Genomic DNA, 25,682 nt, shown 5'->3' with positions numbered 1-25,682 from the left:
AAATTTAAAGTTTTACATTACATCCGGTCAGTCTCCAAAATTAAACGCTACCCGGAATGCATACGACCTCGCCCAATCCGGATTTGCCATATAATAGGTAAACTCTAAAGTCTTATCACATGTGGAAATAGCTATCGGCTGATTAACGGCAGCCTGTATCCAATACTCATCACCCGTCGTATCTCCGTCCCAATATACGGTTACCGAAAGCTGTTCTTCCCAGGACATCGTCGGCTTGGCCGGATTCGTAAAGTCGATAACAACTTCTACTTCATTATATTCAGCCTGATCGGCAGTTCCCAGCCATGCATTATAAGCATATTCCAACTGAACGGCAAAAAATATTCCGCTTACATGATATTTGATTTTACCCGGAGCAAGCTCCTCTATCGGCGTAAATGTCGCAGGAAATTCAACCTTATCCCACCAGGGTGTCGTCTCTTTTCCTTTCACTTTACCGGAGAACAGGTTCAATTCCAACGGGCAATCGTCATCTTTTACGATCAGAGTACAAGCATCCCGCTTGCTTCCCGTACCCGGTTGTCCGATCTGTATATCGGCATCGTTCGACGTCAATGTAAATACAATCTGCTGATCGCCGTTTATATCGAGGTTATCATGCAGTTGAACCCGTATGTACTGCGTAAGCTCTCCCGGAGCGAAAGTCAGAGTCTGAGACTCGTTCAGCAATTCGTAATCCTCACCGGCAATCAGGCTCCCGGCATTAATCGTAAAATCCACCTTTACCGGCGTATTTCTTACGGTACTAACCAATTGCACCGGGATCTCAACCGGGTCCGGCTCGCTTTCAACAGCTGTCAGCTCTCCCGATTGAAAAGCAAGAAACCAAGGTCCTTCGTACAAGTGTTCCAATTTACTTTTTTCACAGGAAAACAAAATCCCGGCCAAAGCAAAAATCCAACCTATATTAATTAAAATCTTTTTCATAAACATTCGTTTTAATCATAAAACCTAGATACCACTCAATAACCGATATTTTGCACCATATTACCGTTATTCTTCATCTCATACAATGGAATCGGCAATACAAAACGTTTATCGGGCCATGTCACCAACGGCGTAGCCTTACAACCGGGGCGTACATTATCCTGACCGTTTCTGGACAAATCGAACCAGCGATGTCCTTCAAAAGCCAGTTCTTTCCGGCGTTCCGAAGCAATTGTACTGCCGTCAACAACCCGTAAACCCGAAAGTCCGCGTTTCGCACGCACGGCATTGACATCATTCAACGGTGTATCGCCGATTTGTGAATTATTCTTCTGATTGGCTTCGGCCCTTATCAAATACATTTCAGCCAAACGCAGAATATGAGGATTATTGATTTCAACGTTCCCTGTTCCTTCCCGTCCCGGATATTTATTTACGGTATATTCCCCGTCTTTATTCAAAACAACCAGTTTCGCTCTCACGTCCCCCTCTTCGTAAGATGTCGCCAATTCATTTGCCGCCACCAAATCTCCGTAATACAAGTATACACCACCCGGATTGTTATTTCCTCCGTAAAAATAGTCATCGGTCTTATTGGATTGCAACTCAAAAATCGTTTCCTTCTGTCCTTCCAATGCCCAATATTTTACAAAATCTGCTGCCGGAGTCAATTCATAACGATGTGAACCGATGACTTCCGTTGCCATCGTAGCCGCATCCTGGTTATTCCCCTGATACAAATATACGCGGGCCAGCAATGCCTTGGCTACTTCTGAAGAAGCCCAGAAACAGACTTTCTTCTCCGTCATCAGATCGGCTGCCCGTTTCAAATCCGAAATAACCTGTTCATACACCTTGTGCACGGTACTCCGTGCCGGTTTACCGATTTCAGTCGTCAAAACAACCGGAATACCGGGATGTCCGCCTGCACCGTCAGCCCCCGGCGCCAGTTTTGTATCCGTAAAATGATAAGGATAAGCAAACCAACGGCACAAATCGAAATGTACCATCGCCCGGATAAACAAAGCCTCTCCCAGCAACTGATTTACCTGTGCGTCCGTAGCCCCCTGACGGTCAAACTTATTTGCCTCGATAGCGTTGATCACATTGCAGGCAGCACATATAATGTAATATCCCATACTGTACACACCGTCGGAAGGCCCGTCATTAGATCCCATTGTCAGATTAAACTCCTGAATATAACGTCCGGATGCCTTTACTGACGAAAGCACAACATTGTCTGCCATAACATCCGGAGCCAATATCGAAGACTCACCGTACAAACTCCTGTCCAGCAACGGCGCATACAAACCATTGGTTGCCAGAACCAGTTTATCATAAGTCGAAAGCGCTTTCTCATTAGAAATGGACGTCTTGGGATCCTTATCTATAAAATCGGATGAGCAAGACCATAACAAGGCTATACTCAAGATGATGCCTAATATATTATATACTTTTTTCATAGGTTTTACTTTTTATAGTTCATATCATAAACCAATATTCAGACCGAACACAAAAGAACGGGAATTCGGATAAACATTGGAAGAAGATCCGTAAACACCCACTTCCGGATCCAAAGACCAGACATTGGAATGCGTCCAAAGATTCGTACCTTTAAAATAAATCTGCAAATTATCGATACCGATTTTTCCAATCAGATGCTTCGGGAAATCATAAGAAAGCGTCACATTTTTCAAACGAATATATGAACCGTCTTCCAACCAGCGGGAATTATACCAATCCCGTGATTTCGTCGGATTACCGAGAATCGGCTTCGGAACTTCGGTAATATCCCCCGGTTTTTGCCAACGTTGCAGCTGCCTGCGGCTTAAATTCATACCCAAACCATCGGCTCCGTCTCCTTCCAGATAATAATAATCGTTGAATTTCACCGTATTACCGTAATTGAAATAGAACATACAGGAAAGCGTAATTCCCTTCCAACTGAACGTATTAGTAAATCCACCGTAAAAATCCGGTTCCGGTGTACCCAGGTAAGAATAACGGGCTTTACCATAATCGGAGGTCAACCCGCCGTTTTCATCGTACCACATCGGCATACCGTCGGCCGGGTTTACGCCGGCATAATCAGCCATATACCATTCTGTAAATGCCTTTCCGTGTACCCTTCTTTTCTGATAGTTTCCTTCAAAACGTTCTTCAACTCCCCCCAAACTTAAAATCTCACTGGACGGGAATGTCATATTCAAATCCGAAGTCCATTTAAAATTTCCGTCTTTAAAAATCTGTCCGGAAACCTGAAATTCCAATCCGCGGTTCATAATCGAACCTGTATTTCTCAAAATACTGCTGAAACCGGTTGTATAAGACAATTGTTCTTTCAACAACAAATCCGAAGTCTTTTTCCAGAAATACTCTACCGTACCGCTGATACGATTCAGGAAACCGAAATCTACGGCCAGATTCGTTGTTGCCGACTCTTCCCAGGATAATGTCGGATTAGCCAGTTGGGAAGGCAATAATCCACCGAGTCCCGCATATTTCGTCGAACTGTACAAACCTTTACTTGCATAATCACCAATCGAAGAGTTACCGGTTGTTCCGTAACTCAAGCGTAACTTCAGCATATCGAGGTAATCCGCTTTCATAAAACTTTCTCCGGAAAGTTTCCAGGCTCCTGAAACCGACCAGAAGTTCGCCCATTTATTGTTATCGCCGAAACGGGAAGAACCGTCACGCCGGAAACTGGCAGCCATATAATAACGGCTGTCATAACTATAATTTACCCGTCCGAACATTGAGATAGAAGCATACTCCGTCAATCCTTCATCCACATCGAAATTTGCAGAAGCTGCCTTCAGATAAGGGATATCATCGTTACTTCCGGAACCTGAGGCATATAAGTAATCACTCTTATAAGCCGTAGCCTCATAACCCAACAAAGCCTCTACATTGTGCTTTTCTGCAAACACCTTACTGAAAGTCAATACATTGGAAGATGTCCAACGATAGTATTGCAAATCCTGAACACTAATCGGAGAATCCTCGGACATACCCGTATTCGATTTATCACCGTAACGGGTACGTTCCCGGGTCATCTTGTAATCCATACCGAAAGTCGTCCGGAAGGTCAGCCAGGGGACAATCTGATACTGCAAATAAGAAGTCGAAATTAAGGACTTCGTTTTCTGTCCCAGCTCGCACTCATTCATATAGTTCAACGGATTGTAATTTCCATTGGCATTCCGGGTAAATGTTTCCCGCCACGAGCCGTCCTCATTATAAGGCGAATCATAAGGCAGCAAAGAATAGGCAGCAAAAATAGGATTTTGATAAGCCCAATTCGTCAAGGAATAATTCTGCGACGCATTAGAACCGGATAAGCTGATATTAAAAGAAAAATGCTTATTGATCTCATGATCCAGATTCAGACGGGCAGAAAAACGGGAAAAGTCGGTCCCGATAACGATACCGTCTTGCTTCATGTAAGATACGGAAGCAAAAAAACGAGTTTTCTCATTACCTCCGGATGCAGAAACATCATAAGACTGATACAAAGCGTTACGGGTAACCACATCCCACCAATCCGTATTGGTATTCGCCAGTTCATCCGGCAAATAGTAAGCGCCGTCAGGATCAGTCCAGTCGTATGCATCACTTTTGAAATAATCCCGGGCATTATCGACAGCCTCCCGTTGGAGCATCAGCAACTCGGAAGAACTACAAAGCCCGAACCTCGTATTGGTAGGAGTTGAAAATCCGCGCTCGATATTAGCAGAAATCCGCGTTTTTCCCTGTTTTCCTTTCTTGGTCGTAATCAATACAACTCCATTGGCAGCCTGCGACCCGTAAATAGCTGTCGCCGCAGCGTCCTTTAATATCGTCAAGGATTCGATATCAGCCGGATTCAAAGAAGCCAACGCATTGGAAGAAGAAGCCCAGCCGGAAGTTGATCCCGACATGATAGGCACACCATCGACAACATACAACGGACTCGTTCCTGCATTTACAGAACCGGCTCCCCGAATCTGAATCGTAGCAAAACTACCGGGAGTACCGCTGGCAGACGTTGCAATCACACCTGCAGCATTTCCCTGCAAAGCCTTATCAATACTGGAAACCGTAACGGTTGCCAACTTCTCGGATTTAACCGTAGTCATGGCCCCGGTCAAAGCTTCTTTGCGCTGAACACCGTATCCGACAACAACAACTTCGTCCAAAGCCTGGTTTTCGGCCTCCAACTTTATATCTATCGGACTACTCCCTTCAACCTTTACCTCTCTTGTTTTCATCCCGACGAAAGAAAATAACAACACCTGTCCCTTCTGAGCACTAATGGTATAATATCCCTTAATATCCGTCGTCGTTCCTGTTCCCGTCCCTTTTACTTGAATACCGACACCCGGAAGTGGCTCCCCTGTCGCCTTTTCTGTTACCGTACCGTGAATCGTTAAAGATTGTGCGATACCCGTTTCCATCCCGATTATAATCAGAAAGGAAAGTAGCATGATCAGTTTGTTCATAAAATTTATATTAGGTTAGACAATTGTAGTCAACGTACCAACTCGACAAAGCCTGTGACTTCCTCTTTTTGTCCTGCGGCTTCCCAAGTAAAACGATAATAATAAGTCCCCGCAGCCAATCCCTTCATTTCAAAATCATTCCGGTAATTCTGCCGTTTCAGGATTTCTTTCCGGCGTGGATCCCAAATAGTCAGTTCACTGTCGGCATAACGTTCCGGATTTTCTATCCGGAAAAATTTATCGCCATTACCGGTTAAAACAATCAAAGACGTAATTTCCGGTTTTTCGGAGGTACCCCCTTCTTTCACCTGTATCCAGCGACTTTTGGATAGAACCCACGATTCCCCGGAGCGATCGGTAACCTCTAAAGACACATCATATATTCCGCTTTGCTCATAAATCACCTCCGGATTTTTTTCCGAAGAAGCGGCCGGGGTTCCTCCGGGAAATGACCAACGATAAGTGTTGATTCCGCTATTACTCCACGCGGAAAAACCGAAGCGCACTTGTTCACCTGCATTTACGACCGTTTTATCAGCATAAATTTCCGGATCGATCAGGTTTTGCCCAACCTCTTTCTGACCGGCTTTCAGAGCAATCCCCGGTTCTTCCCGGAAAGCATAACTATGTAATATCACCGAATCCCCGGCAGTACTTACACTCAATTTCAACCAGCCGTACAAGCGCTCGGTCTGATCCGCTCCCGGAAAATACAGCCCGACGTAACCCGTCTTACCTTTCCACTGATTATAAGAAGGAGTATATAAATCATGAATAAAATTATCCGACCCCGTGATCCAGGACAATGTGCCCGGAATCTCATCCCCGCCACTCAGACAACTGACATTACGGGAAAAAGATTCTGTTGCCAAAGCCTTACCATAGGTATCGATACGCAACTTGCCTCCTTCATACACCAGACTATACTTCGAAGAAGGATAAACGGAAGAAAGCTGAAAAAGATGACGTTGTTGCCCGGCGCAAACCACGACATCCGAGACCTCTGTCGTCACGATTTGATAGGGATTCCGGAACCGCAATTCCAGATGCTGGTCATCAATATGCAAAGGTTTATCACAAATATCGCCTGTAAACCGGAGGATAAAAAAAGTATTATCAGCCGAAGAATGATTTACGGCTTGACCGTCGACAAAAACATGCAGCAAAGAGGCACCTGCAACGACTACGCGCACAGATAAACCTTCCGGCAAATGCTGCACCTCATAGGTATCGGCAGACAACTCATCGTTTACCTGCCCCTTCAATGAAGCAAACTTTACATTCAATTCAAAACGGCCCGAAAAAGTACCGTCATTCTTTTTATCTTCAAACAGCATACCCTCACCCACTTCAATAACAGCCTCATCTCCCAGATACAATGTTTTTTTCAGATTCTCTTCCTGCCAAATCGGAAAACGAGCCGGATGCTCCAGCATGGCCAACATCCGTTCCACCTGACCGGTTGTAAAATTAGCATACATATCCGTATAAGTCATAAAGTTTTGCCAATTGGTCTTATTTCCTTCGCAATTCAAATCATACTCATGCAACATATTCTTTTCATGAGGCGGTGTATCGTCGACCTCATCGTTCGGATAAGTACATCCCCCTTCAAACGTATGAGCCAATCCCAGCCAATGCCCGAATTCATGGGTCAGTACCCGACGGAAATTCTCTGTGGTATTTTTACCGATATAAGCACCGTTATACACAACCCGGGCCAGATTACGATCACTCATCCATTCATCCGGATACCAAGCAACACCGGAATTATTCAACACCTGATCCCCATATAAATCCTCCATCACATATACATTCATATAACTGTAATTATCCCAGGCACAAGCAGCAATCTCAGGGTTCTTATTCAAACCTCCGAAACCGCTGTTTTTAGGATAAAAAATGACCCCCGTTGTCGATTTTCCCTCCGGATCCTTTTGGGCCAAACGGAACTCGATATTCAATTCTTTTTTTATCAAATCGAAAGGCGCCGTTATCCGTTGCCAATCTCCATTTAATCCCTGAAAATCTTCATTGGTACGCCTTAAAGCATCCTCAATTAATTCCACGGTTACGCTTTTTCCTAGAAAACTGGTTCCATAAACATGAAAAACGACCGGAATAATGTATTTTTGAGAAGAAGCCCGTGTCTGCATATAAGCTTTGGTCAATAAAGACCCCCGTCCCTGATATCCTTCCGGAATCGACATCGCCATTTCACGGTTCATTTCTGCTGTCCGGCAACCGATATCCGACAAAGGCTCTTCCACAAGCTGTACTTTATTTCTCACTTCATCGTCATGACATGCACACAACAACACCGTAATAACAACAATCGTTAATTTGATCCAAGATTTCATAATTGTTCACTTTTAACCGCAAACAAAAATGAAAATTCTAAAAAAAAATAAACTCAAAAAACAAAATTATCATATATACGTACTCCTGTTTTCACCTCTTTTCTTATATACAATTTTAACAATCACATATTAATAATCAGCTAATTATACATTCGAAATATATACATCTGTTTTTCTTTTTTTGATTTATTTTCATTTTTTTCAATTCCGGACTTGTAATTTTATCTTAAAATAGCACAGACCCTATTAAATTTATATTAACTTAGTTCCCACTAACATAAATCCTATACGGAATGTTATACATCTTCAAGACTTGGGAACAACGTGGATTTCTATAAAAAGCCGGTGCATGGGCAATTGTTTTTGAAAGATGTGTGGCAAACCGATTACAACACACAAGCGTCAGAATTATGGTACCCCAATTTGCATTTATACTATTATTCACATTTTTTTCTGCACAGGAAAAATCCGACACGACCACCATTCGTAAAATCGAAGAAAATCTGGATTTAGCTCAAAATAATTATTACAAAGCGCCCGAATTAGCAGGATATTATGCCAACGAAGCCGTTCGGGAAGCCATAAAAATACAAAACGACTCTCTGGAAATCGAAGCTTTGATCCTTTTAGGTACCAGCTATATTCATCAATCCCGGTTTGATATGGCTCTGGATATTTACTACCAGGCCCTTGATAAAGAAGACCGGTGCAGTCCTGCTACGATAGCTTACTTACATGCATGTCTCGGTAATTCTTACCGTTTACTGCGCAATTTCAAGCGTGCTTCCGAATTTCTGGATAAATCGGCCCTGTATTACAAAGATTTCCCCAACGATCCCAGAGAGTCCTACTACCACAACATCAAAGGATTATTACATTTCGTTCAAAAAGAATACAAGCAAGCAGAAAAAGAATTCAATTATGCCTTACAAATCAACCGCCGGTTTAATAATTCCAAAGCCATTGCGGCAAATCTGAACAATTTGGGTATGCTTCCCGAACATTTCCAGGAAAAAATCAAATTTCTGGAAGAAGCCCTGCAAATCAATCTGGCTGTCAACGCCACCTGGGCGATTGCCGAAAATTACAACAATTTCGGACTACAACATCTATATGCCGGAAAATACAAAAAAGCATTGGATTATCTCGAAAAAGCCCGGGAAAAAGCCAAAACCATCAACGCCCAGGAAATTCTGATGGACAATTTGAATTATTGTGCCCAGATATACCATAAAATCGGAGATATGGCCAATGCCTATGAAAGCCTGCAACAATTACACCAACTGGAAAAACAAATATTCATTACCGACCGGATCAGTAATATCGAAAGAAGAATTGCAGAAAAGAAACTCAAAGAATCTGAACAACAAGTCCGGATCGAACAAAAACAAAATCAACTGCAAACTATACAAAAGCGTTATTTACTGGGAATTTCGGCATTATTACTAACCACACTTTTAATCATTATCTTTCAAGTCAGGGTGCGTCAAAAGATAAAAATACAAAAACTAGCTGTCGAACAGGAATTACACGAAAAAAACAACGCTCTGATCAACTATCAGTTAAACGCCGTTGAAATCGAAAAAAACAATGCTTTTACAGCCTTGGATTATTCCAAAAAATTACTGACCAATCTCTGTTGTTATATCAAAAGCCGGAACGATCTTTTCCAAAAGATCATCACCATGCTGAAAGAAGCAAAAAAAATGCACAATGAAGAATTGAAAACCCAGCTGGAAAAGATAAGCTCGTTTATAGCTCTGTACTTAAAAAGCAACAGTAACTTAAAAGATACGCTTTTACAGATCGAAACGCTGCATTCCGATTTCACGGAACGATTGATGCAAAAACATGGAAATCTGACCAAAGGAGATCAAAAACTGGCTACCTACCTACGCATCGGACTTAGTAACAAAGACATTTCCATATTGACGGATAACCCACCCAATACCATAAATATCGCCCGTTACAGATTACGTCAGCATTTGAATCTGCAACCCAAAGAATCCCTTACCGAATATATCCGGAAAATTTAAAGCCAAATTCTCCGGATTCACGGTATACCATCACATTAAAAAGCTTTCTTTATACGCTCCAGGCCTTCCTGTAAAATAGCCCGGGGACATCCGACATTCATCCGCCGGAAGCCGATGCCTTCTTTACCGAAGGCACTTCCGTCGTTCAAACCGACCCTTGCCTTTTCAGTCAATATACGACCGACCTCCTCATGCCTTAATCCTGTCGGCCGGAAATCCAGCCACAACAAAAAAGAACCTTCTGGCCTCAACATCTTCACATAAGGCAATTCATGCCGGATATACTCATCCGCAAAATCGACATTTCGCCCCAGATATATCCGTAACTCTTCCAGCCATTCCCCTCCTTCCCGATAAGCAGCTTTCAATGTCACATGCCCGAATATATTGCCGACGTCCAAATGCAATGCCAGCATTTCCCGGTTATACTTACCCAATAATTCAGATGAGGAAGATACGATCAAAGAATTCATCATTCCTGCAATATTGAACGTTTTACTCGGAGCCATCGCAGTCAATGTATGAGCCGCAATATCTTCCGACAAGGAAGCCATAACGGTATGTTTAAATCCCGGCAAAGCCAAATCGGCATGAATTTCATCGGATAAAATCAATACACCGTACTTACAACACAAATCTCCCATACGTTTCAATTCCTCCGCACGCCATACCCGTCCCACCGGATTATGAGAATTACACAGTATAAAAAGCTTCACACCCTGTCTGAGCTTATCTTCAAAATCCGCCCAATCCACTTCATAATGCCCGTTTTCCACTACCAGCGAACTACATACCAACTCTCGCCCGTTTTCAGTTACAACAGCAAAAAAAGGCGGATATACGGGAGTTAAGATCAACACCTTGTCCCTCTTCTCAGTAAAAGCCCTTACCGCAACAGATAAGGCCGTAACAATCCCCGGACTGATAGATATCCATTCCGGTTTTACCGGCCAGCCGTAATGCAACGCCACCCAATCGATAAACGCCTGTTTAGCTTCTTCCGACCGGAAAGTATATCCGAAAACACCGTGCCGGCAACAATCCTCTGCTGCCCCGATAATTGCCGGAGCCGTCCGGAAATCCATATCCGCAACCCACATCGGTAATAAATCCGTCCGTCCGAAAGTGCGGTTCAGGTCATCGTATTTCACACAATCCGTTCCCCGGCGATCTATAATTTCATCAAAATTGTATTTCATATACTAATTCCTTTATAAAGAATAACAACGATTTTTAACGGATAAACCACTATGAAATCTCGCTATTTTAGCATTCTGCCTCTTTTATCATAGCCTTTTATGCATTATCTTTACAGCAAATATAAAACAACTAATTCTGAAATGAAAAAATACACCTCACTAATATATATTTGTACGACAGTATCCATTCTGAATATTTTTGCCATTGTATTTTATTCGCAGGCAGCAGGAGGTAATTCAAACCTGTCGGCCGCGACTCCGCATACTGATTTGACTCCCTTAGAGCAAGCCCTCACCGTAGATGTATTTGTCCCGGAAGCCATCAGCTTTGCCGGAGAAGAAGTGCCTCTTCACCGCATCGATGTACAAGAAGCACTGCGTAAAGAATTGATAGTAAACACCTATCTGCATTCACATACCTTACAACTGCTCAAAAATGCCCCCCGTATGTTCGCCCGTATCGAACCGATATTAAAAGAAAACGGAATTCCGGAAGACTTCAAATACCTCGCCGTCATCGAAAGTAACCTCAATCCCTCTGCCGTCTCTCCCGCCGGAGCTGTCGGATTGTGGCAATTTCTGGCATCTACGGGAGAGGAAGCCGGACTGGAAATAAACAGCGAAGTAGACGAGCGATACAATGTAGAAAAAGCAACCCAGGCAGCCAGCAACTACCTGAAAAAAGCATACGAGCGCTTCGGCTCCTGGACAATGGCCGCTGCTGCCTATAATGCGGGAAACTCGATGATCCAGAAACAAATGGACATCCAAAAAGAAAAAAACTACTACGACCTGTTGCTCGGCGAAGAAACCGAAAGATACGTATTCCGGATATTGGCCTTAAAACAAATACTGAACAATCCGAATGTGTACAACTTCGATCCTCCTACAGCCTATCCTATCGAAAAAGTCAAAATCGTCAAAATCAAAAAATCCGTTGCAGATTGGGCCGACTTTGCCAATAAACACGACATCTCCTATAAAACACTCAAACGCTTCAACCCGTGGCTCCGCAAAAATAAACTGAAAAACCCGGCTCACCGGGAATATGAAATACGTATCCCGAAAGACAAAGAAATGTACAGATAAATACAACACCACAGACTCAACAATCCCCTCTCTCTAAAATTAATTTACGATTTTTGATTCACAAAGGTATCCCGGCTTACCGTGATCTTTTGTTTATCCCCTTCTTTTGCCTGAATTTCTCCTAAGGGACTGTTGGCATGTTATTTGCTTATATAGAAAGAAAAAACTACATTAGAGGATCAAATATATAATTATGGAAAAAGTAAGTATTATGTGTGAAAATACGGGGAAGTATTACGATATTGAAATCGGTACGCCCCTTCGGGAAGTCAAAAAAATTATTTTTCCTCAAAATCATAAGTCCATTTTAGGCGCTCTTGTAAATAACCAGCTACAAGACTTACAATACATCATCATGAATCCGAAACAAGTCAATTTCATTGACGTTACGACTTTAGATGGATACAGTATTTACACGCGCTCCCTTATATTCATACTCTACAAAGCCGTACACAGGCTTTTTCCCAAAAAGACATTAATCGCCGAATACAACATATCCAACGGTATATTCTGCCGGATAGCAAATAAAGATGTTGTTTTGAGACCGGAAACAATTGCCGCCATACGGAACAAAATGCAAGAAATTATTGCCGCCGATTATCCCATTATCCGCGAAGAAATGCCGACCGAAGAGGCCATCCGGCTATTTAAAAAAGCCGGCTTAAAAGACAAATGCGAACTTATGGCAACCCGGGGAAGATTGTATACCTCCGTATACTATATCCAAAATACGGCTGATTATTTTTACGGCACATTAGCTCCTTCCACCGGCTGTATGGCTATTTTCGATCTTATACCTTACAAAGACGGGATGTTGCTTCGCTTGCCGAATCGCAATAATCCCCAGGAATTATTGCCGGAAACCCCGCAAACGAAACTATTTCAAATATTCAGTGAATATAAGCGCTGGGGAAAAATTCTCGGCATCTCAGACATCGGTAACCTAAACCGGACCGTAGAAGAAAAATATTCCGGCGCCATCATAAAAATCAGTGAAGCCCTGCATGAAAAGAAAATTTCCCTGATCGCCGATAAAATCAAAAGCCGCAGAAAAAAAGTAAAAGTTATTCTCATTGCAGGTCCGTCTTCCTCCGGCAAAACGACTTTTAGCAAAAGATTGAGTATTCAACTGATGGTCAACGGCATCCGCCCTGTAAACCTGTCCCTCGACAACTACTTTGTCAACCGGGAATATACACCGAAAGACGAAAAGGGTGAATACGATTACGAATCGATAGATGCTTTGGACATCGATACATTTTCCGATAACATTCTCCGCTTGATAAACGGTGAAGAGATCGAAATACCCAAATTTTCATTTGAAACCGGACAACGCTACTACAGCGGAGAGAAACTGAAAATTGCCAAAAATAATGTAATCGTCGTAGAAGGAATACACGGACTTAATCCTAAACTCACCCGCTTACTCCCGGCCGATTCCATATTCAGAATATTTGTGTCGGCATTGACTTCTATCTCTATCGACAACCATAACATCATCAATCCGACGGATAACCGTTTACTCCGACGGATGGTCAGAGATTATAAATACCGGAATTATTCGGCACTTGAAACTCTAAAACGCTGGGAAAGCGTATTGAAAGGTGAGCAAAAACACATCGTCCCTTACCAGGAAGAAGCCGATATCATGTTCAACTCAGCTCTGATATACGAACTCGGTGCTCTTAAACAACAGGCCGAACCTTTATTACGGGAAGTTACAGGACAGCACCCGGAACATTCCAAAGCCCTGCGTTTATTGAAATTTCTCTCCTATATCAAAGCCGTACCTACCCGGGAAATACCCAACACCTCAATCCTGCGGGAATTCTTAGGAGGCAGCAGCTTTAAATATTGAATAAAAAAGGTGTCAAAAAAATTTTGACACCTTTTTTATCTATTCCAATTCAGCAAACGTATTTTCAATAATTCCGATGGCCTCCATCAATTCCACCTTATGAATCACCAGAGGCGGAGCAAAACGAATAATATGTTCATGCGTCGGTTTAGCCAACAGTCCCCGGTCACGCAACTTCAAGCAAACATCCCAGGCCGTCTTTCCGTTTTTCGGCTTAATCACAACAGCATTCAACAATCCTTTCCCCCTCACTTCCTCAATCCGGTCCGAATGAATCGCACTCAGTCTATCCCGGAAAACAATCCCCAGTTTTTCGGCATTTTCGGCCAGCTTCTCATCCCGAACCACTTCCAGAGCCGCAATGGAAACTTTAGCAGCAATCGGATTTCCTCCGAAAGTCGAACCGTGCTCTCCCGGACGAATACACAACATGACTTCATCGTCCGCCAAAACGCAGGATACAGGCATAACACCTCCTCCCAAGGCTTTCCCCAATATCAAGACATCGGGACGTACCCCTTCATGATCGCAAGCCAGTAATTTTCCCGTACGGGCAATTCCCGTCTGTACTTCATCAGCCATAAACAACACGTTATGGGCTTTACACAAATCGAATGCTTTCTTCAAATACCCGGCATCAGGCACAAAAACTCCGGCTTCTCCCTGAATCGGCTCTACCAGAAAACCGGCTACATTCGGATCTTGCAACTCTTTTTCCAATGCCGGAATATCATTGTAGGGAATCTTAATAAAACCGGGGGTAAAAGGACCATAGCCTTCATAAGAATCCGGATCATTCGACAAGGAAACAATCGTAATCGTACGTCCGTGAAAATTTCCGTTACAAACAATAATCTTAGCCTGCCCTTCCGGAATACCTTTCTTCATATAAGCCCACTTCCGGCAAAGCTTTAAAGCAGTCTCGTCGGCTTCAGCCCCGGTATTCATCGGAAGTACCTTATCATAACCGAAATATTTCGTCACAAATTCCTCCCACTCGCCCAGCACATCATTATAAAAAGCCCGGGACGTTAAAGCCAGTTTACGGGCCTGCTCTGTCATTGCCCCTACAATTTTCGGATGACAATGCCCTTGATTGACAGCCGAATATGCTGACAAAAAATCATAGTATCGTTTCCCATCCGTATCCCACACAAAAATTCCTTCACCACGTTCCAATACAACCGGCAGCGGGTGATAATTGTGAGCTCCGTAACGAGCTTCCCTGTCCATGTAATCCTTTGCATTCATAAGTTATATAATTTTTATGAGTTTGTTGGCCCAAATCTGTTCGTAATCGTTTGCAATACGCAATTTGTGAAAAAAAGATTAAAAAACAAAGTCATAAAGATTATAAATTCAATATAGACCAAGGATTTTTATTTTTTCTTCCTCAAAAAACTAAAATACCGATGTAACAATTCCCGAAAAGTATCGAAAGCCTCCTGATAAGAAATACCGACACCCTGAATCGTCTCCGTCGCGTTATAAATAATTTTCTCGTCCGTATGCGAATAGGCTTTCAATTTCAGCGTTCCCTGCTTATTCAATTTAACATCCAAATCAAAATCGCCGGCAATATTATTGCTTCCGGTTGAATTCGAAGTTACATTTTTAGCATTTCCGACATCCATATTACCGTTGGCAGACAAGGTAACCCGATCATTCAGCAATTGGGTCGAAAGAGCCAATTCAATCTCATCCGTCGTGATATTATCTCCGGGACGATAAGAAAAACCGATATCGAAATTATTGCTGATTTTCGACAGCCACCGGGACAACTGGTTCGATACCAACTCCGAAGCCGTCGTCACACCCGCCTGATAACCGGCATTTCTCTCCTCGATATCAGCCGTCGTCATATAGTCCGGAGTGTAAAACTTATTTAAAATCAACAAAGAAAACATCTGTTTATTGATCTCGTCCTGACTGGAAAAAAGACTCTGCACATAACTCTTCGTCTGCGTATCCAAAGTCGGAAAATTGATATCAAACTTCACCAATGGATTAGCAAAATTATCACTTAAATTCAGTACACACTCAACAGGTACCTTTGTCGATTTATCTACGGTAGAACTCGTCGCAGTCAATAACTCATACAACGACGTCTTTAAATTATAAACGGCATTGATATCTACCGTCGCATCATAAGGCGAACCGTTCCAGGCTATACTTCCACCCTGAGTCAGTACAAATTTTTTATTCAACAGATTACTCAACGTAAACAGATAATCCCCTTTTGAAATCTTATAGGCTCCGAACATATTGATTGTCCCATCCTGATCCAACGTTACCTTAATATCGCCGGAACCTCTGGCTTTCAAAATATCCCCGATCGTCGGGTCAAAAACAATCTGTATCTCCAGATTGTCATTCAATTCCAGATTAGCATTCAACTGCATCCCGCCGGTTCCGGTCTGAACCTGCACCTTTTTCCGCGCTTGCTGATTAGGACTTACAAAATGTAAAAAATTACCATTTTCCTCTGTCAACGCCGAGGTCAAAGGCAGATATAAACGTGAATTACTTTCAGGCCGTGCATTTACCGTCAATGCCATAAAACCGTTACGATTATTAATATTCGTAAAGCCACTCATAAATACCTTTCCGTAAAACGAATCGTTTTGACTGTAATCTGTATTGAGAATCAAAAAATTACGGGAGGTAATATTCAACTCGTACTCATCATCCCAAAACCGGTAATATCCCGAACAGAGCGAAGAACGGCCGAGCACGTCTTTTATAGCCAGATCATTGATTATAAAACTGCTCTTATCGACATAAATACTGTCATTTATGAAAAAAGACGTATTGACATCCCGCATCGTCAACAAAACCGAATCCAAAAAAAGATAACCGGAAAAATCCGGATGGGACATCAAACCGGTAAGATTGATTTTACCCGAAATACCTCCCCGGCTGGCAACAAAATAATCCGAAGCATACATACCCAGCCGATCCAATTTGATTTTAGACAAATTTATATTGACGTTCAGGCTATCTGTATCCGGCCGGTAATATCCTTTTACCCGCAAAGGGATTTCCTCTCCGACCTGGTTTTCCGCCCGGATCAGCATACGGCTGCTATCCGCATCCCAGGCCGATAACATCCGCAACGTTCCTAAAGTATCGCGGTTTATCCCCCAATCCTGCACATGTACATCCGAATACAATAAATTATCTTTGTAATAATCCTGCACGATCACCTCTCCTGTTGCAAGACCGAAAACATGAAAGCGATTGTCAAACAACACCCGGTTCAATTCCGACAAATCAAAACGATTCAACCGGAAAGAAAGCGTTTTTTGCGGATTTTCGGAAAGATCTCCGTCTATGGATAAATATTGCCTTCCGTTACCGATCCGGAAATCGTAAATGGAAATTTCCTTATCCAAAGCGATTATCTCCGCTTCCTGTACATTCCACACCTTATCTGCAAGCACAATCACTCCAGGCTGAATATGAACTACCGTCCTGTATTTGTTCTTGTCGATAGGTTCATAGCGAAGAATCATTCCCAATTCACCGCTATACGTTTCACTGCCCCAATTACTCCACAACAATTTATCGAACACCGTATTATCCTTCAAAACCAATTCATTCCGGACATTATACAAACGATAGTCCTGACTGACTTCTAACTGATCTGCCGTACACAACATCCGCAAACAATCTTCATCCCCCGTCAGATCAATCCGGGAATTTTGCAAAATAAAGTCCTTGTACCGGATAGAATCCGAATCGATTCGAAGGTGAATCTTCTTTCCCTTATATCCGAAATCGGAATAAAGTTTGGTTCCCGGAGCAATTTTCAAATCGGGATAAACAGCCGATAAAACCCGATCGGCATCCTTGATGTTTATACTATACCGGAAATCAGCCTTCTCCTCATTCAGATTTTTGTATTTCTGCCATTTATAAGCAGGCAAATAACTGCGGACCAGCTTATCCGTAAACTCAAGAGGACGTATCGACATATAATGTCCCTCGATCTGCATATCCACAATATCCGAAAATAAACTGGTGACATAATACCCGTCATTCAATCGATTCTCGATACTGACATTATCGAGGATAAAGTCACCCTTCTCTCCGGTATAGGTAAAATCCCGGAATGCATAATTCCCGAAACTATCTCCTCCTTTCTTCTTTGCAAAAACAAAGTCAAATCCGGTTTTGACAGCTTCTTTGCCCCCGGTGATCCCCCACCCGAAATCAGCAAGATCATTTACCTCTATCTTGCCCTTGGAACTCAAAAAGAATACTTCTTTCCCCACATCACAGGTCAACATCACCGCACCCCGGATGCTATCGTTATCAAATGAAGAAAGAACATTGATTTTTTCATCGTCCATCGTAAGAAATAAATCGGTATTTTTCAACTTTCCTTTACCGATCTGAATCGTATTCAATTTTCCATTCACATTCAATGCCGTCCGGCCCTCCGCCAATATCCCGTCATACGTACCGGAAATATGCCCTCCTCCCAATACTTCCGTTCCGCTCAGCTTCGCAAAATTCAGGGACGGGAAATTGAACTCCCCGGATATACGGGAACAATCTGTAGAATCAGCCGAAGCACAAGGAATATATCCCAACTTTGCAGTCCCTTTGAATCCGGTCGTACGACTGTCGATCAACAATATAAAATCATCTATCGTTCCCTTAAAATTCCCGGTCAGATCAAATTTATTCCAATGATGCAAGGGTTGTGGCACCGAAAGCTGACATGAAAACCACGGCAAATAAACGGTTTCCAAATCTTTCGGATTCAATTGGGCCTCCCGGATATTTATATCGAAAATCGTATGCCTGAAATCAGGTAAACCGAAAGATTTAAATTCTCCGGTCAATCGGGTTGATTCCCCAAGAGTAAACTCCAATTGATGTCCCTCTATCCGGTTTACGGTATTTGTAATAACCCCTTTACACCCCACCGTATTCTCGATTCCCCGCAATATTCCGTTAAAATAAGCCAGATCGATAAAACTTACCCGGGATTCCCCCAATCGGTAATATTGTTGCATCATAGTCGTAAAATGACGCCAATCCCGGCGACCCGGCACCCAATTGTATTCCAACTTCCGGAGGTCCAGAAAACTCCTCGCCGTATATATCTTTGTATCTGTTATCAATAAATTGGAATCGCAGGCACTGACTGTCGCCTCCATTTTATCGATCACAAAACCGGACTTCTCTTCCAGCCCCAACCCGGTAACACGCATCCCGACCCGACCTCCCGAAAAATCAATATCCGTAATATCGGCATTGACATGAAGACACTCCACATCCGTCCAATTGATACCGTAATCTACCGCCTCATATTCACTCTCCCTATATACAAAACGAGAATCCCGGATCTGAATGCGTTTTAAATCCGCCTGCCAGGGGACAGTAACATCCTCCGCACCTCCAGCTATCCCCTCCTGTTCTTCTTCTGCCGTAATCCGAAGAGCATTCAGAAGAACATCCAGATTCATAACCGACTTCTCCTCCCCCCTCACAATCCATAAATTGAAATAGGCATTTTTCAGTGTAATATCTTTTACGGTAAAACGCTGGGATGTCCATTGAAAAGAATCGATCTTCACCCGTAAATCCTTGCAATACAACAACGTATCCTGTCTGTAATCCTCAACTAAAACATCATTCAACACCAACGATTTTACCGGACGAAAATCCACCCCGCCGATTTTCATCTTTACACCCGTAGTCTGTTCGATACGATAAGTCAGATAATTGACCAACTTTGTCTGTACATACGGACTGTGTAACAAAGCATAAAGAATTAAAATCAACAGTAGAATCCCCGCGACACAATAGAATAATATCCGAAAAACTTTTTTTATATCCGCACAGTTTTAGTTTGCCTACAAAAATATTAATATTGCAGAATATTTGAAAGAGATCGGAAACTAAAGATAAAGTAAAAACCATATATTTACGGCTTTTAACTTTCCTTCTCTGCCGACTCGTAAAAAAACAACCTTATGACAGTTATTCTCGGAATCGAATCATCGTGTGATGATACCTCTGCCGCCATACTAAAAGACGGAATCGTATTATCGAATATTATCGCCAGTCAAAAAGTTCACGAAGCCTACGGAGGTGTGGTTCCGGAACTGGCTTCCAGAGCCCATCAACAAAACATCATTCCGGTCGTATCCGAAGCGATCCGCAAAGCGGAAATTGCAATAAAGGACATCGACGCCATTGCATTTACCCGGGGACCGGGATTACTGGGTTCCTTATTGGTAGGCACATCTTTTGCCAAAGGATTTGCTATTGCAAATCATATACCGATGATCGAAGTAAACCATTTACAAGCGCACATCCTGGCCAATTTCATCAAAGAACCGGGCGTCGAAAGCCGTCACCCCTCCTTTCCGTTCCTTACACTACTCGTATCCGGAGGCAATTCTCAATTAATCGTAGTACACGATTATCTGAGGATGGAAATGATCGGCCAGACAATAGACGATGCCGCAGGAGAAGCATTCGACAAATGCGCAAAAGTAATGGGACTTCCTTATCCGGGCGGACCTGTAATCGACCGTCTGGCAAAAGAAGGCAACCCGGAGCGATTTACGTTCAATAAACCCCAGATTCCGGGTCTGGATTACAGTTTCAGCGGATTAAAAACTTCCTTTCTTTATTTTATCCGCGATGAACTGAAAAAAGATCCCGATTTTATAACGAAAAATCTGAACGACCTTTGTGCTTCCCTGCAAAAAACAATCATCGACATCCTGATGTCTAAATTGAAAAAAGCAGCCAGGCAAACCGGTATCAAACAAATTGCAATCGGCGGAGGCGTATCGGCAAACTCCGGACTGCAAAATGCCGTACATACAGAAGCTGCAAAAGCAGGCTGGGAAGTATTCATCCCCCGCCTCGGCTTTTCCCTCGACAATGCAGGCATGGTAGCCGTCACAGGTTATTATAAATACCTTGCCGGCCAATTCATCGATCTCAAAGCCGTTCCGTTTGCCCGGACAACCCTCGACTGATCTCCGGAAAACGGATTCCTGAAAACCGAATAAAAACTTGTTAGCTTTATTATGAAAATATTAGTTACCTACGACATCCCCCGCGAACCTTTCGTCAATCTGCCGGCAGATTGGGAAATCACCTTTCCGGAAGGTGAAAAGCTTTCAAAAGAGGAAATTATCCGGTTATTGCCGGAATATGATATCTTACTGGCAATCTTCAGCCGTCCGATAGACAAAGACATGCTTGATGCCGGTAAAAAATTACAACTCATCAGCAACTTCGGGGTCGGCTACAACAACATCGACATTCAGTATGCGCGGCAAAAAGGGATTACAGTATGCAATACCCCTCAGTCGGTTTGCAACCCGACAGCAGAACTCTGCATGGCCCTGATGCTTAGTGCCTCCAGAAGAGTTGCCGAGCTGGACCGCAGAATCCGTACAGAAAAAGAAAGCCTTTGGGGAGTCATGAAAAACCTGGGGACAGACCTGTACGGGAAAACCCTAGGTATTATCGGCATGGGACGGATCGGCCAGAATGTCGCCCGCAAAGCAGAGGCTTTCGGAATGAAAATCGTCTATTACAATCGCCATACGGAAATTCCCGGTTTCAAACGTACCGATCTGGATTCATTGTTAAAAGAATCGGATTTTATTTCCCTGCACACACCTTTGAACGACGATTCCCGTCATCTGATCGGTAGCCGGGAATTAGGACTGATGAAAAAATCGGCTTTTATCATCAATACGGCCAGAGGCGCCGTCATAGACGAGGCCGCTTTGACGGAATGCCTGCGCAAACGCACCATACGGGGTGCAGCACTGGATGTATTCGAACGGGAACCCCACATCACGGACGAATTATACGAATTGGACAATGTCGTACTCCTTCCGCATGTAGGTACAGCCACCATCGACGGACGGATTGCCATGGCAGAAGAAGCTCTGACGAATATCCGGAATTTTTTGGAAGGACATCCGACCAATGTCGTTAACTGATTCAAATGTTTTATTCGATTCCTCTCCGCTATCGGAGATATATCTACGCCTTACTCATGATTCTTATTATGGTAGGATGCGCGGAAGGACTGGCCGAACGTGAAATCATTTTCCCCGAAATGGCAGCCCTTGCAATCGGCATGTGGGTAGTCGATAAACGGGTATGGCACTGTAACAAATGGAAAATGCTTCTTGCAATGAGCCTCTGCTCCGTAACGGGAGTCCTCATTGTCCGTTACTCACCTTTTCCCCTATTGGGGAACATTGCTTTGGCCTTTAGTTTTGCGGCCATTCATCTGACTTTATCCCGAACCACCTTGATCCCGCAGGTTTCTGCCATCATCCTGCCTATACTGTTAAAAACAGACAGTTGGGTATATCCGGCCGCAGTAATTATAATGTCACTTATCATTATCCTCGGACAATATCTGATGGAAAAAAAGCAATTACGTACTCCTATCGAATATATTCCGGTAAAAATATACTGGCGTCCGGTTCTCCTTTCGTGGACCTTTCTGCTGTTTACCGTATTATCAGTAGCTTCACTGGCGATATACACAAACAACATTTATTTCATTCTTCCGCCCCTCATTGTCACCTACATCGAATTCGCCCATTCCAAAGCCGGTTTCCGCAACCGCCCGGTCCAGATACTGCTCACGCTATTTGCAGCCTCCTTATTAGGTTCACTCTGCCAATGGTTCGGTTATTATCAATGGCATTTACCCGAATTCCTCATCGCTTTATGTATAATAGGCCCTTTATTCCTCCTATTCGAACTTTCAGGAAAACCTTTTGCTCCCGCAGGAGCCGTCGCTTTAATCCCCCTATTGCTCCCCCCGGAAGACCTGCTTTGGCTCCCCATACAGGTATTCATAGGTGCCAGCCTGTTTATCGGCATTGCAATGCTCTGTTTTCAAAAATGTTATAACTGGACCCGCCCCCAACTCATCGTCTGTTTTCTTCCCGCCTTTATCCGTAACCTTCGCAAACACAAATCTGCCGACGAAAAGATTCCTCCACATTTTTAATATTTTTTCCCGGTTTCTTTGGATTTCATAGAGAATCCCCTATATTTGTACCCGCTAAAGGCAAAAGTTCTTTAAAAAACGGGGAGATACCAAAGTGGCCAACTGGGGCAGACTGTAACTCTGCTGACTTATGTCTTCGTAGGTTCGAATCCTGCTCTCCCCACAAATTTTAAATTGCGGACACAAGGCATCCGATGATTTCGTTTTTCGCAATTCAAAATTTACAAGGTTCCCCTTTACGGATCGACGGGCCACACAAACCTGTCCTGCCACGGGAAATTCTTTGAATAACTTTCACTCAAAGAAAAAACGTAAAGCCGCCTAAAGGGAAAAACCTGCATCACGCGGAAATAGCTCAGTCGATAGAGCACTAGCCTTCCAAGCTGGGGGTCGCGGGTTTGAGTCCCGTTTTCCGCTCTGAATTACAGGTAGTTACGAAAGTGGCTACCTTTTTTCTTTTCCTGTTTTTCGTGGTTTCGAGCCATCTGTTTAAACCGGCAGATACCCATTTTGTGTTTCAATGACGAGCCCAACGACGAGCCTGTTTTAGGGCTATTATATGGGCTCATTTCCGGGTTCAATGGTAACCCGACAGCAAATCCATTTGGAAGCCCACTAACTGTCACGTCCGTGATCCCATTAAAAAAATAATATCTATCTTTAGAATAATTTTATTCTGATAAAAAAGCTCACTTTTCAAGGTGAGCTATAAACAAAAATACAATACTATTTTCTCTTCTTTGAAATGGTTTATTTCTATATTACACGAAGGTAGGATACTCTTGTTTTACATATCCCTGCAAAAGTTTCCCATTTTCTTTTTTATTTCGCTTAATTCCGTCTGCCCCCCATGTGCCCCATTGTTTGAAAAAGAAAGCAGAACCCTGAATCCGGCATTGCTTCTCAATATTTAAAACCCATTCTTCTTTCATAGGACGGGCATTTGTACCACTTTCCCCACCAACGATCACCCAATCAATATTGGTCAGATCCATGCTCCCCAGATCTTCCAATAAAGGTTCGCAAGATAAAAATTTCACTGTTGCAGGAATATCACGTAAATCATCAATTCTGCTTTTTACTTTTGGATTTTCAACGGTGACACCTAGCCAGACGTTAGTGGGCACACGACGGGTCGCAAAATATTGCTTCAATATATCTGCCCTCTTCGTTAAAACCTGATAACGATGCTGTGGAGTATGCTTTATGACTTCAAAAACCTGATCGATAAATTCGAAAGGAATATCTTTATGAAACAAGTCGCTCATCGAATTGACAAAAATTGTTCGCGACTGTTTCCATTTCAATGGTTCATTCAAAGTTTCAGGATGTAAAACCAATTCAAAACCCTCTCTGTATTTTTTTATACCCATTGCTTTCAGACGCAAGGCCATAGTGGCAGCATAACAGTGTCGGCATCCCTCCGAAATCTTCGTACATCCCGTAGTCGGATTCCAGGTACTATCAGTCCATTCAATTTTTGTTGTTTTCATTTTTAGCTACCTTAATAATTTTATCGGAGTTGTGAGACAAATAAAAAGCTCCGCTTTTCCGCTTGTCTCCTCCCTCTACACAAATCCTTCTTTCCTTTTCCAATTTTCTCAAAATATCTACTGTTTTTGAAATACTGATTCCCGATTCCAACGAAAATTTATATATCTCCTGATTTGTTCTGGGAACAGAAAAATAATCCAGTAAATGTTCTTCATAAGATTCCAGTTTTGTCTTGAATGTACTGATTCCGGAAACCTCATCGAATAAATTCATAAACGAACCTTCGTATTGTTTCGTTTCATCTATCTCATGATTAGCTTCTCCATTATTGACATCAATACTCCACGAAGCACTCAGAAATTTTTCCAATCCTAAAGGATGATGCGAACCAAAAATCAAGCCGTAATAATTAGTTACTTTCTTGATAGAGAAACGTCCTAAATAGTAATCACCATTAATTAATGTTTTATAATAGTTATAAACTTTTTCATGACATTCATATGGTTTACTTTCTTCAAACTGTATCTGACTCACTTTTATTTTTTTATTAATGCCTTCATTATCTTTAAATCTCCTGATGGTTGCAGAAGAAATAAAGAACAAAAAATCTGTTCGGGGAGCATCTACTAATTGCCTGAATACACTTTCTGTCACTTGCGATACCCCATATTGATCTATTAATAAAAAAGTAGGGGTATCCTGTTTTATTACTTGATATTCAGCACTGAACAAATTCTGAAAAGCATCATTTTTAACCTCTAAAGAGCAATGATTACAAGCTCCGCATTTTTCTTTAAAAGCCTGTGTCAAAGCTAATAATTTCTCCGCTTTTTTCTTATCATAATCATTTAAAGTTATAAAAATCTTTTTGTTTTTATTCCTTATATCTTCACAATATTGCTTTAAACAATCCATTATAATCAACGGGCTTCCTTTTTCTCCATAAACATCCTGACCTTCACCTGCAAAAAAATCATAAATAAGAATTTTTTCAAATGGTGAACTATGAATGAAAGTTGGTATCCAGGATTCAATGTACTTTCTGAAAAGTAATAATTTTATTTTAGTACTTTCATCAAAGCCTTTTTCAAATAAATCTTTCTTAGCCATTTCGTCGAATGAATATTTCAATTAATCATAATGATTGCAAGATAGATAATTATTAGTTTAAAACATAATTTATAAAAACAAA

15 protein-coding genes and 2 tRNA genes are annotated in these 25,682 nt (G+C 42.4%); 8 read left to right on the top strand and 9 right to left on the bottom strand.

What is annotated here, in order from left to right; translation table 11 throughout:
- Positions 1 to 27: 27 nt before the first annotated feature.
- Genes BN8908_RS00260 through BN8908_RS00245 form a run of 4 tightly spaced genes read right to left on the bottom strand, consistent with a single transcriptional unit; the run spans position 28 to position 7,792 of the window.
- Positions 28 to 948, bottom strand: coding sequence for a Calx-beta domain-containing protein (locus BN8908_RS00260; protein ID WP_021986527.1), 921 nt, complete (start codon positions 946 to 948; stop codon positions 28 to 30).
- Positions 949 to 983: 35 nt separating this feature from the next.
- On the bottom strand, positions 984 to 2,411 hold the full coding sequence (locus BN8908_RS00255) for a RagB/SusD family nutrient uptake outer membrane protein (protein ID WP_068688271.1): 1,428 nt from the start codon (positions 2,409 to 2,411) through the stop codon (positions 984 to 986).
- A gap of 24 nt (positions 2,412 to 2,435) precedes the next feature.
- On the bottom strand, positions 2,436 to 5,432 hold the full coding sequence (locus BN8908_RS00250) for a SusC/RagA family TonB-linked outer membrane protein (RefSeq protein WP_068688269.1): 2,997 nt from the start codon (positions 5,430 to 5,432) through the stop codon (positions 2,436 to 2,438).
- A 29-nt stretch (positions 5,433 to 5,461) separates the two neighbouring features.
- Entirely contained in the window at positions 5,462 to 7,792 is a 2,331-nt protein-coding gene (locus tag BN8908_RS00245) for a M43 family zinc metalloprotease (protein ID WP_068688267.1), read from the bottom strand.
- A gap of 410 nt (positions 7,793 to 8,202) precedes the next feature.
- On the opposite strand from BN8908_RS00245, the gene BN8908_RS00240 reads away from it, so the two are divergent.
- Positions 8,203 to 9,828, top strand: a complete 1,626-nt coding sequence (locus BN8908_RS00240) for a hypothetical protein (RefSeq protein WP_021986523.1) — start codon at positions 8,203 to 8,205, stop codon at positions 9,826 to 9,828.
- 35 nt (positions 9,829 to 9,863) lie between these two features.
- On the opposite strand, the gene BN8908_RS00235 is transcribed toward BN8908_RS00240, so the two are convergent.
- A complete protein-coding gene (locus BN8908_RS00235) occupies positions 9,864 to 11,027 on the bottom strand; it encodes a MalY/PatB family protein (RefSeq protein WP_068688265.1) in 1,164 nt (387 codons plus the stop codon).
- Between the two features lie 141 nt (positions 11,028 to 11,168).
- On the opposite strand from BN8908_RS00235, the gene BN8908_RS00230 reads away from it, so the two are divergent.
- Positions 11,169 to 12,116 carry a lytic transglycosylase domain-containing protein gene (locus BN8908_RS00230; RefSeq protein ID WP_021986521.1) on the top strand — a complete coding sequence of 316 codons (948 nt, stop codon included), beginning with the start codon at positions 11,169 to 11,171 and terminating at the stop codon, positions 12,114 to 12,116.
- Between the two features lie 193 nt (positions 12,117 to 12,309).
- The gene (locus BN8908_RS00225; protein WP_068688263.1) at positions 12,310 to 13,974 is read left to right on the top strand and encodes a nucleoside kinase; all 1,665 of its coding nucleotides are present in this window, start codon (positions 12,310 to 12,312) and stop codon (positions 13,972 to 13,974) included.
- A 39-nt stretch (positions 13,975 to 14,013) separates the two neighbouring features.
- Here BN8908_RS00225 and rocD read toward each other — a convergent pair whose 3' ends face one another.
- Together rocD and BN8908_RS00215 are read right to left on the bottom strand one after the other, a co-directional pair.
- Positions 14,014 to 15,225 (bottom strand): ornithine--oxo-acid transaminase, encoded by a 1,212-nt coding sequence (gene rocD / locus BN8908_RS00220; RefSeq protein WP_021986519.1) that lies wholly within the window; start codon positions 15,223 to 15,225, stop codon positions 14,014 to 14,016.
- A gap of 128 nt (positions 15,226 to 15,353) precedes the next feature.
- Positions 15,354 to 19,751, bottom strand: a complete 4,398-nt coding sequence (locus tag BN8908_RS00215; RefSeq protein WP_068688261.1) for a translocation/assembly module TamB domain-containing protein — start codon at positions 19,749 to 19,751, stop codon at positions 15,354 to 15,356.
- A gap of 213 nt (positions 19,752 to 19,964) precedes the next feature.
- Between BN8908_RS00215 and tsaD the strand changes: the two genes are divergently transcribed.
- From tsaD to BN8908_RS00190, 5 genes are all read left to right on the top strand, one after another.
- Complete coding sequence (tsaD, locus tag BN8908_RS00210; protein ID WP_068688259.1) at positions 19,965 to 20,984, top strand: tRNA (adenosine(37)-N6)-threonylcarbamoyltransferase complex transferase subunit TsaD; 1,020 nt, start codon at positions 19,965 to 19,967, stop codon at positions 20,982 to 20,984.
- A 51-nt stretch (positions 20,985 to 21,035) separates the two neighbouring features.
- On the top strand, positions 21,036 to 21,965 hold the full coding sequence (locus tag BN8908_RS00205; RefSeq protein WP_021986516.1) for an NAD(P)-dependent oxidoreductase: 930 nt from the start codon (positions 21,036 to 21,038) through the stop codon (positions 21,963 to 21,965).
- A 5-nt stretch (positions 21,966 to 21,970) separates the two neighbouring features.
- A complete protein-coding gene (locus tag BN8908_RS00200; protein WP_068688257.1) occupies positions 21,971 to 22,996 on the top strand; it encodes a hypothetical protein in 1,026 nt (341 codons plus the stop codon).
- Between the two features lie 80 nt (positions 22,997 to 23,076).
- A tRNA-Tyr gene (locus BN8908_RS00195) sits at positions 23,077 to 23,159 on the top strand.
- 181 nt (positions 23,160 to 23,340) lie between these two features.
- A tRNA-Gly gene (locus BN8908_RS00190) sits at positions 23,341 to 23,413 on the top strand.
- 344 nt (positions 23,414 to 23,757) lie between these two features.
- On the opposite strand, the gene BN8908_RS00185 is transcribed toward BN8908_RS00190, so the two are convergent.
- Together BN8908_RS00185 and tcmP are read right to left on the bottom strand one after the other, a co-directional pair.
- Entirely contained in the window at positions 23,758 to 24,489 is a 732-nt protein-coding gene (locus tag BN8908_RS00185; RefSeq protein ID WP_068688255.1) for a phage Gp37/Gp68 family protein, read from the bottom strand.
- Positions 24,470 to 25,600, bottom strand: a complete 1,131-nt coding sequence (gene tcmP, locus BN8908_RS00180; protein ID WP_021989022.1) for a three-Cys-motif partner protein TcmP — start codon at positions 25,598 to 25,600, stop codon at positions 24,470 to 24,472. Before tcmP ends, BN8908_RS00185 begins: the two co-directional genes overlap by 20 nt.
- Between the last annotated feature and the right edge of the window lie 82 nt (positions 25,601 to 25,682).

The sequence above is a fragment of the Culturomica massiliensis genome (genome assembly GCF_900091655.1).
GTDB classification, from domain to species: Bacteria; Bacteroidota; Bacteroidia; order Bacteroidales; family Marinifilaceae; genus Culturomica; species Culturomica massiliensis.
The sequence above is the reverse complement of the archived record's forward strand: the minus strand, read 5'-3'. Positions and strand labels throughout refer to the sequence as shown.

Coding starts and splice junctions, on each gene's coding strand:
- BN8908_RS00260 (WP_021986527.1), bottom strand. CDS start 948: ATGAAAAAGATTTTAATTAATATAGGTTGGATTTTTGCTTTGGCCGGG.
- BN8908_RS00255 (WP_068688271.1), bottom strand. CDS start 2,411: ATGAAAAAAGTATATAATATATTAGGCATCATCTTGAGTATAGCCTTG.
- BN8908_RS00250 (WP_068688269.1), bottom strand. CDS start 5,432: ATGAACAAACTGATCATGCTACTTTCCTTTCTGATTATAATCGGGATG.
- BN8908_RS00245 (WP_068688267.1), bottom strand. CDS start 7,792: ATGAAATCTTGGATCAAATTAACGATTGTTGTTATTACGGTGTTGTTG.
- BN8908_RS00240 (WP_021986523.1), top strand. CDS start 8,203: ATGGTACCCCAATTTGCATTTATACTATTATTCACATTTTTTTCTGCA.
- BN8908_RS00235 (WP_068688265.1), bottom strand. CDS start 11,027: ATGAAATACAATTTTGATGAAATTATAGATCGCCGGGGAACGGATTGT.
- BN8908_RS00230 (WP_021986521.1), top strand. CDS start 11,169: ATGAAAAAATACACCTCACTAATATATATTTGTACGACAGTATCCATT.
- BN8908_RS00225 (WP_068688263.1), top strand. CDS start 12,310: ATGGAAAAAGTAAGTATTATGTGTGAAAATACGGGGAAGTATTACGAT.
- rocD (WP_021986519.1), bottom strand. CDS start 15,225: ATGAATGCAAAGGATTACATGGACAGGGAAGCTCGTTACGGAGCTCAC.
- tsaD (WP_068688259.1), top strand. CDS start 19,965: ATGACAGTTATTCTCGGAATCGAATCATCGTGTGATGATACCTCTGCC.
- BN8908_RS00205 (WP_021986516.1), top strand. CDS start 21,036: ATGAAAATATTAGTTACCTACGACATCCCCCGCGAACCTTTCGTCAAT.
- BN8908_RS00200 (WP_068688257.1), top strand. CDS start 21,971: ATGTTTTATTCGATTCCTCTCCGCTATCGGAGATATATCTACGCCTTA.
- BN8908_RS00185 (WP_068688255.1), bottom strand. CDS start 24,489: ATGAAAACAACAAAAATTGAATGGACTGATAGTACCTGGAATCCGACT.
- tcmP (WP_021989022.1), bottom strand. CDS start 25,600: ATGGCTAAGAAAGATTTATTTGAAAAAGGCTTTGATGAAAGTACTAAA.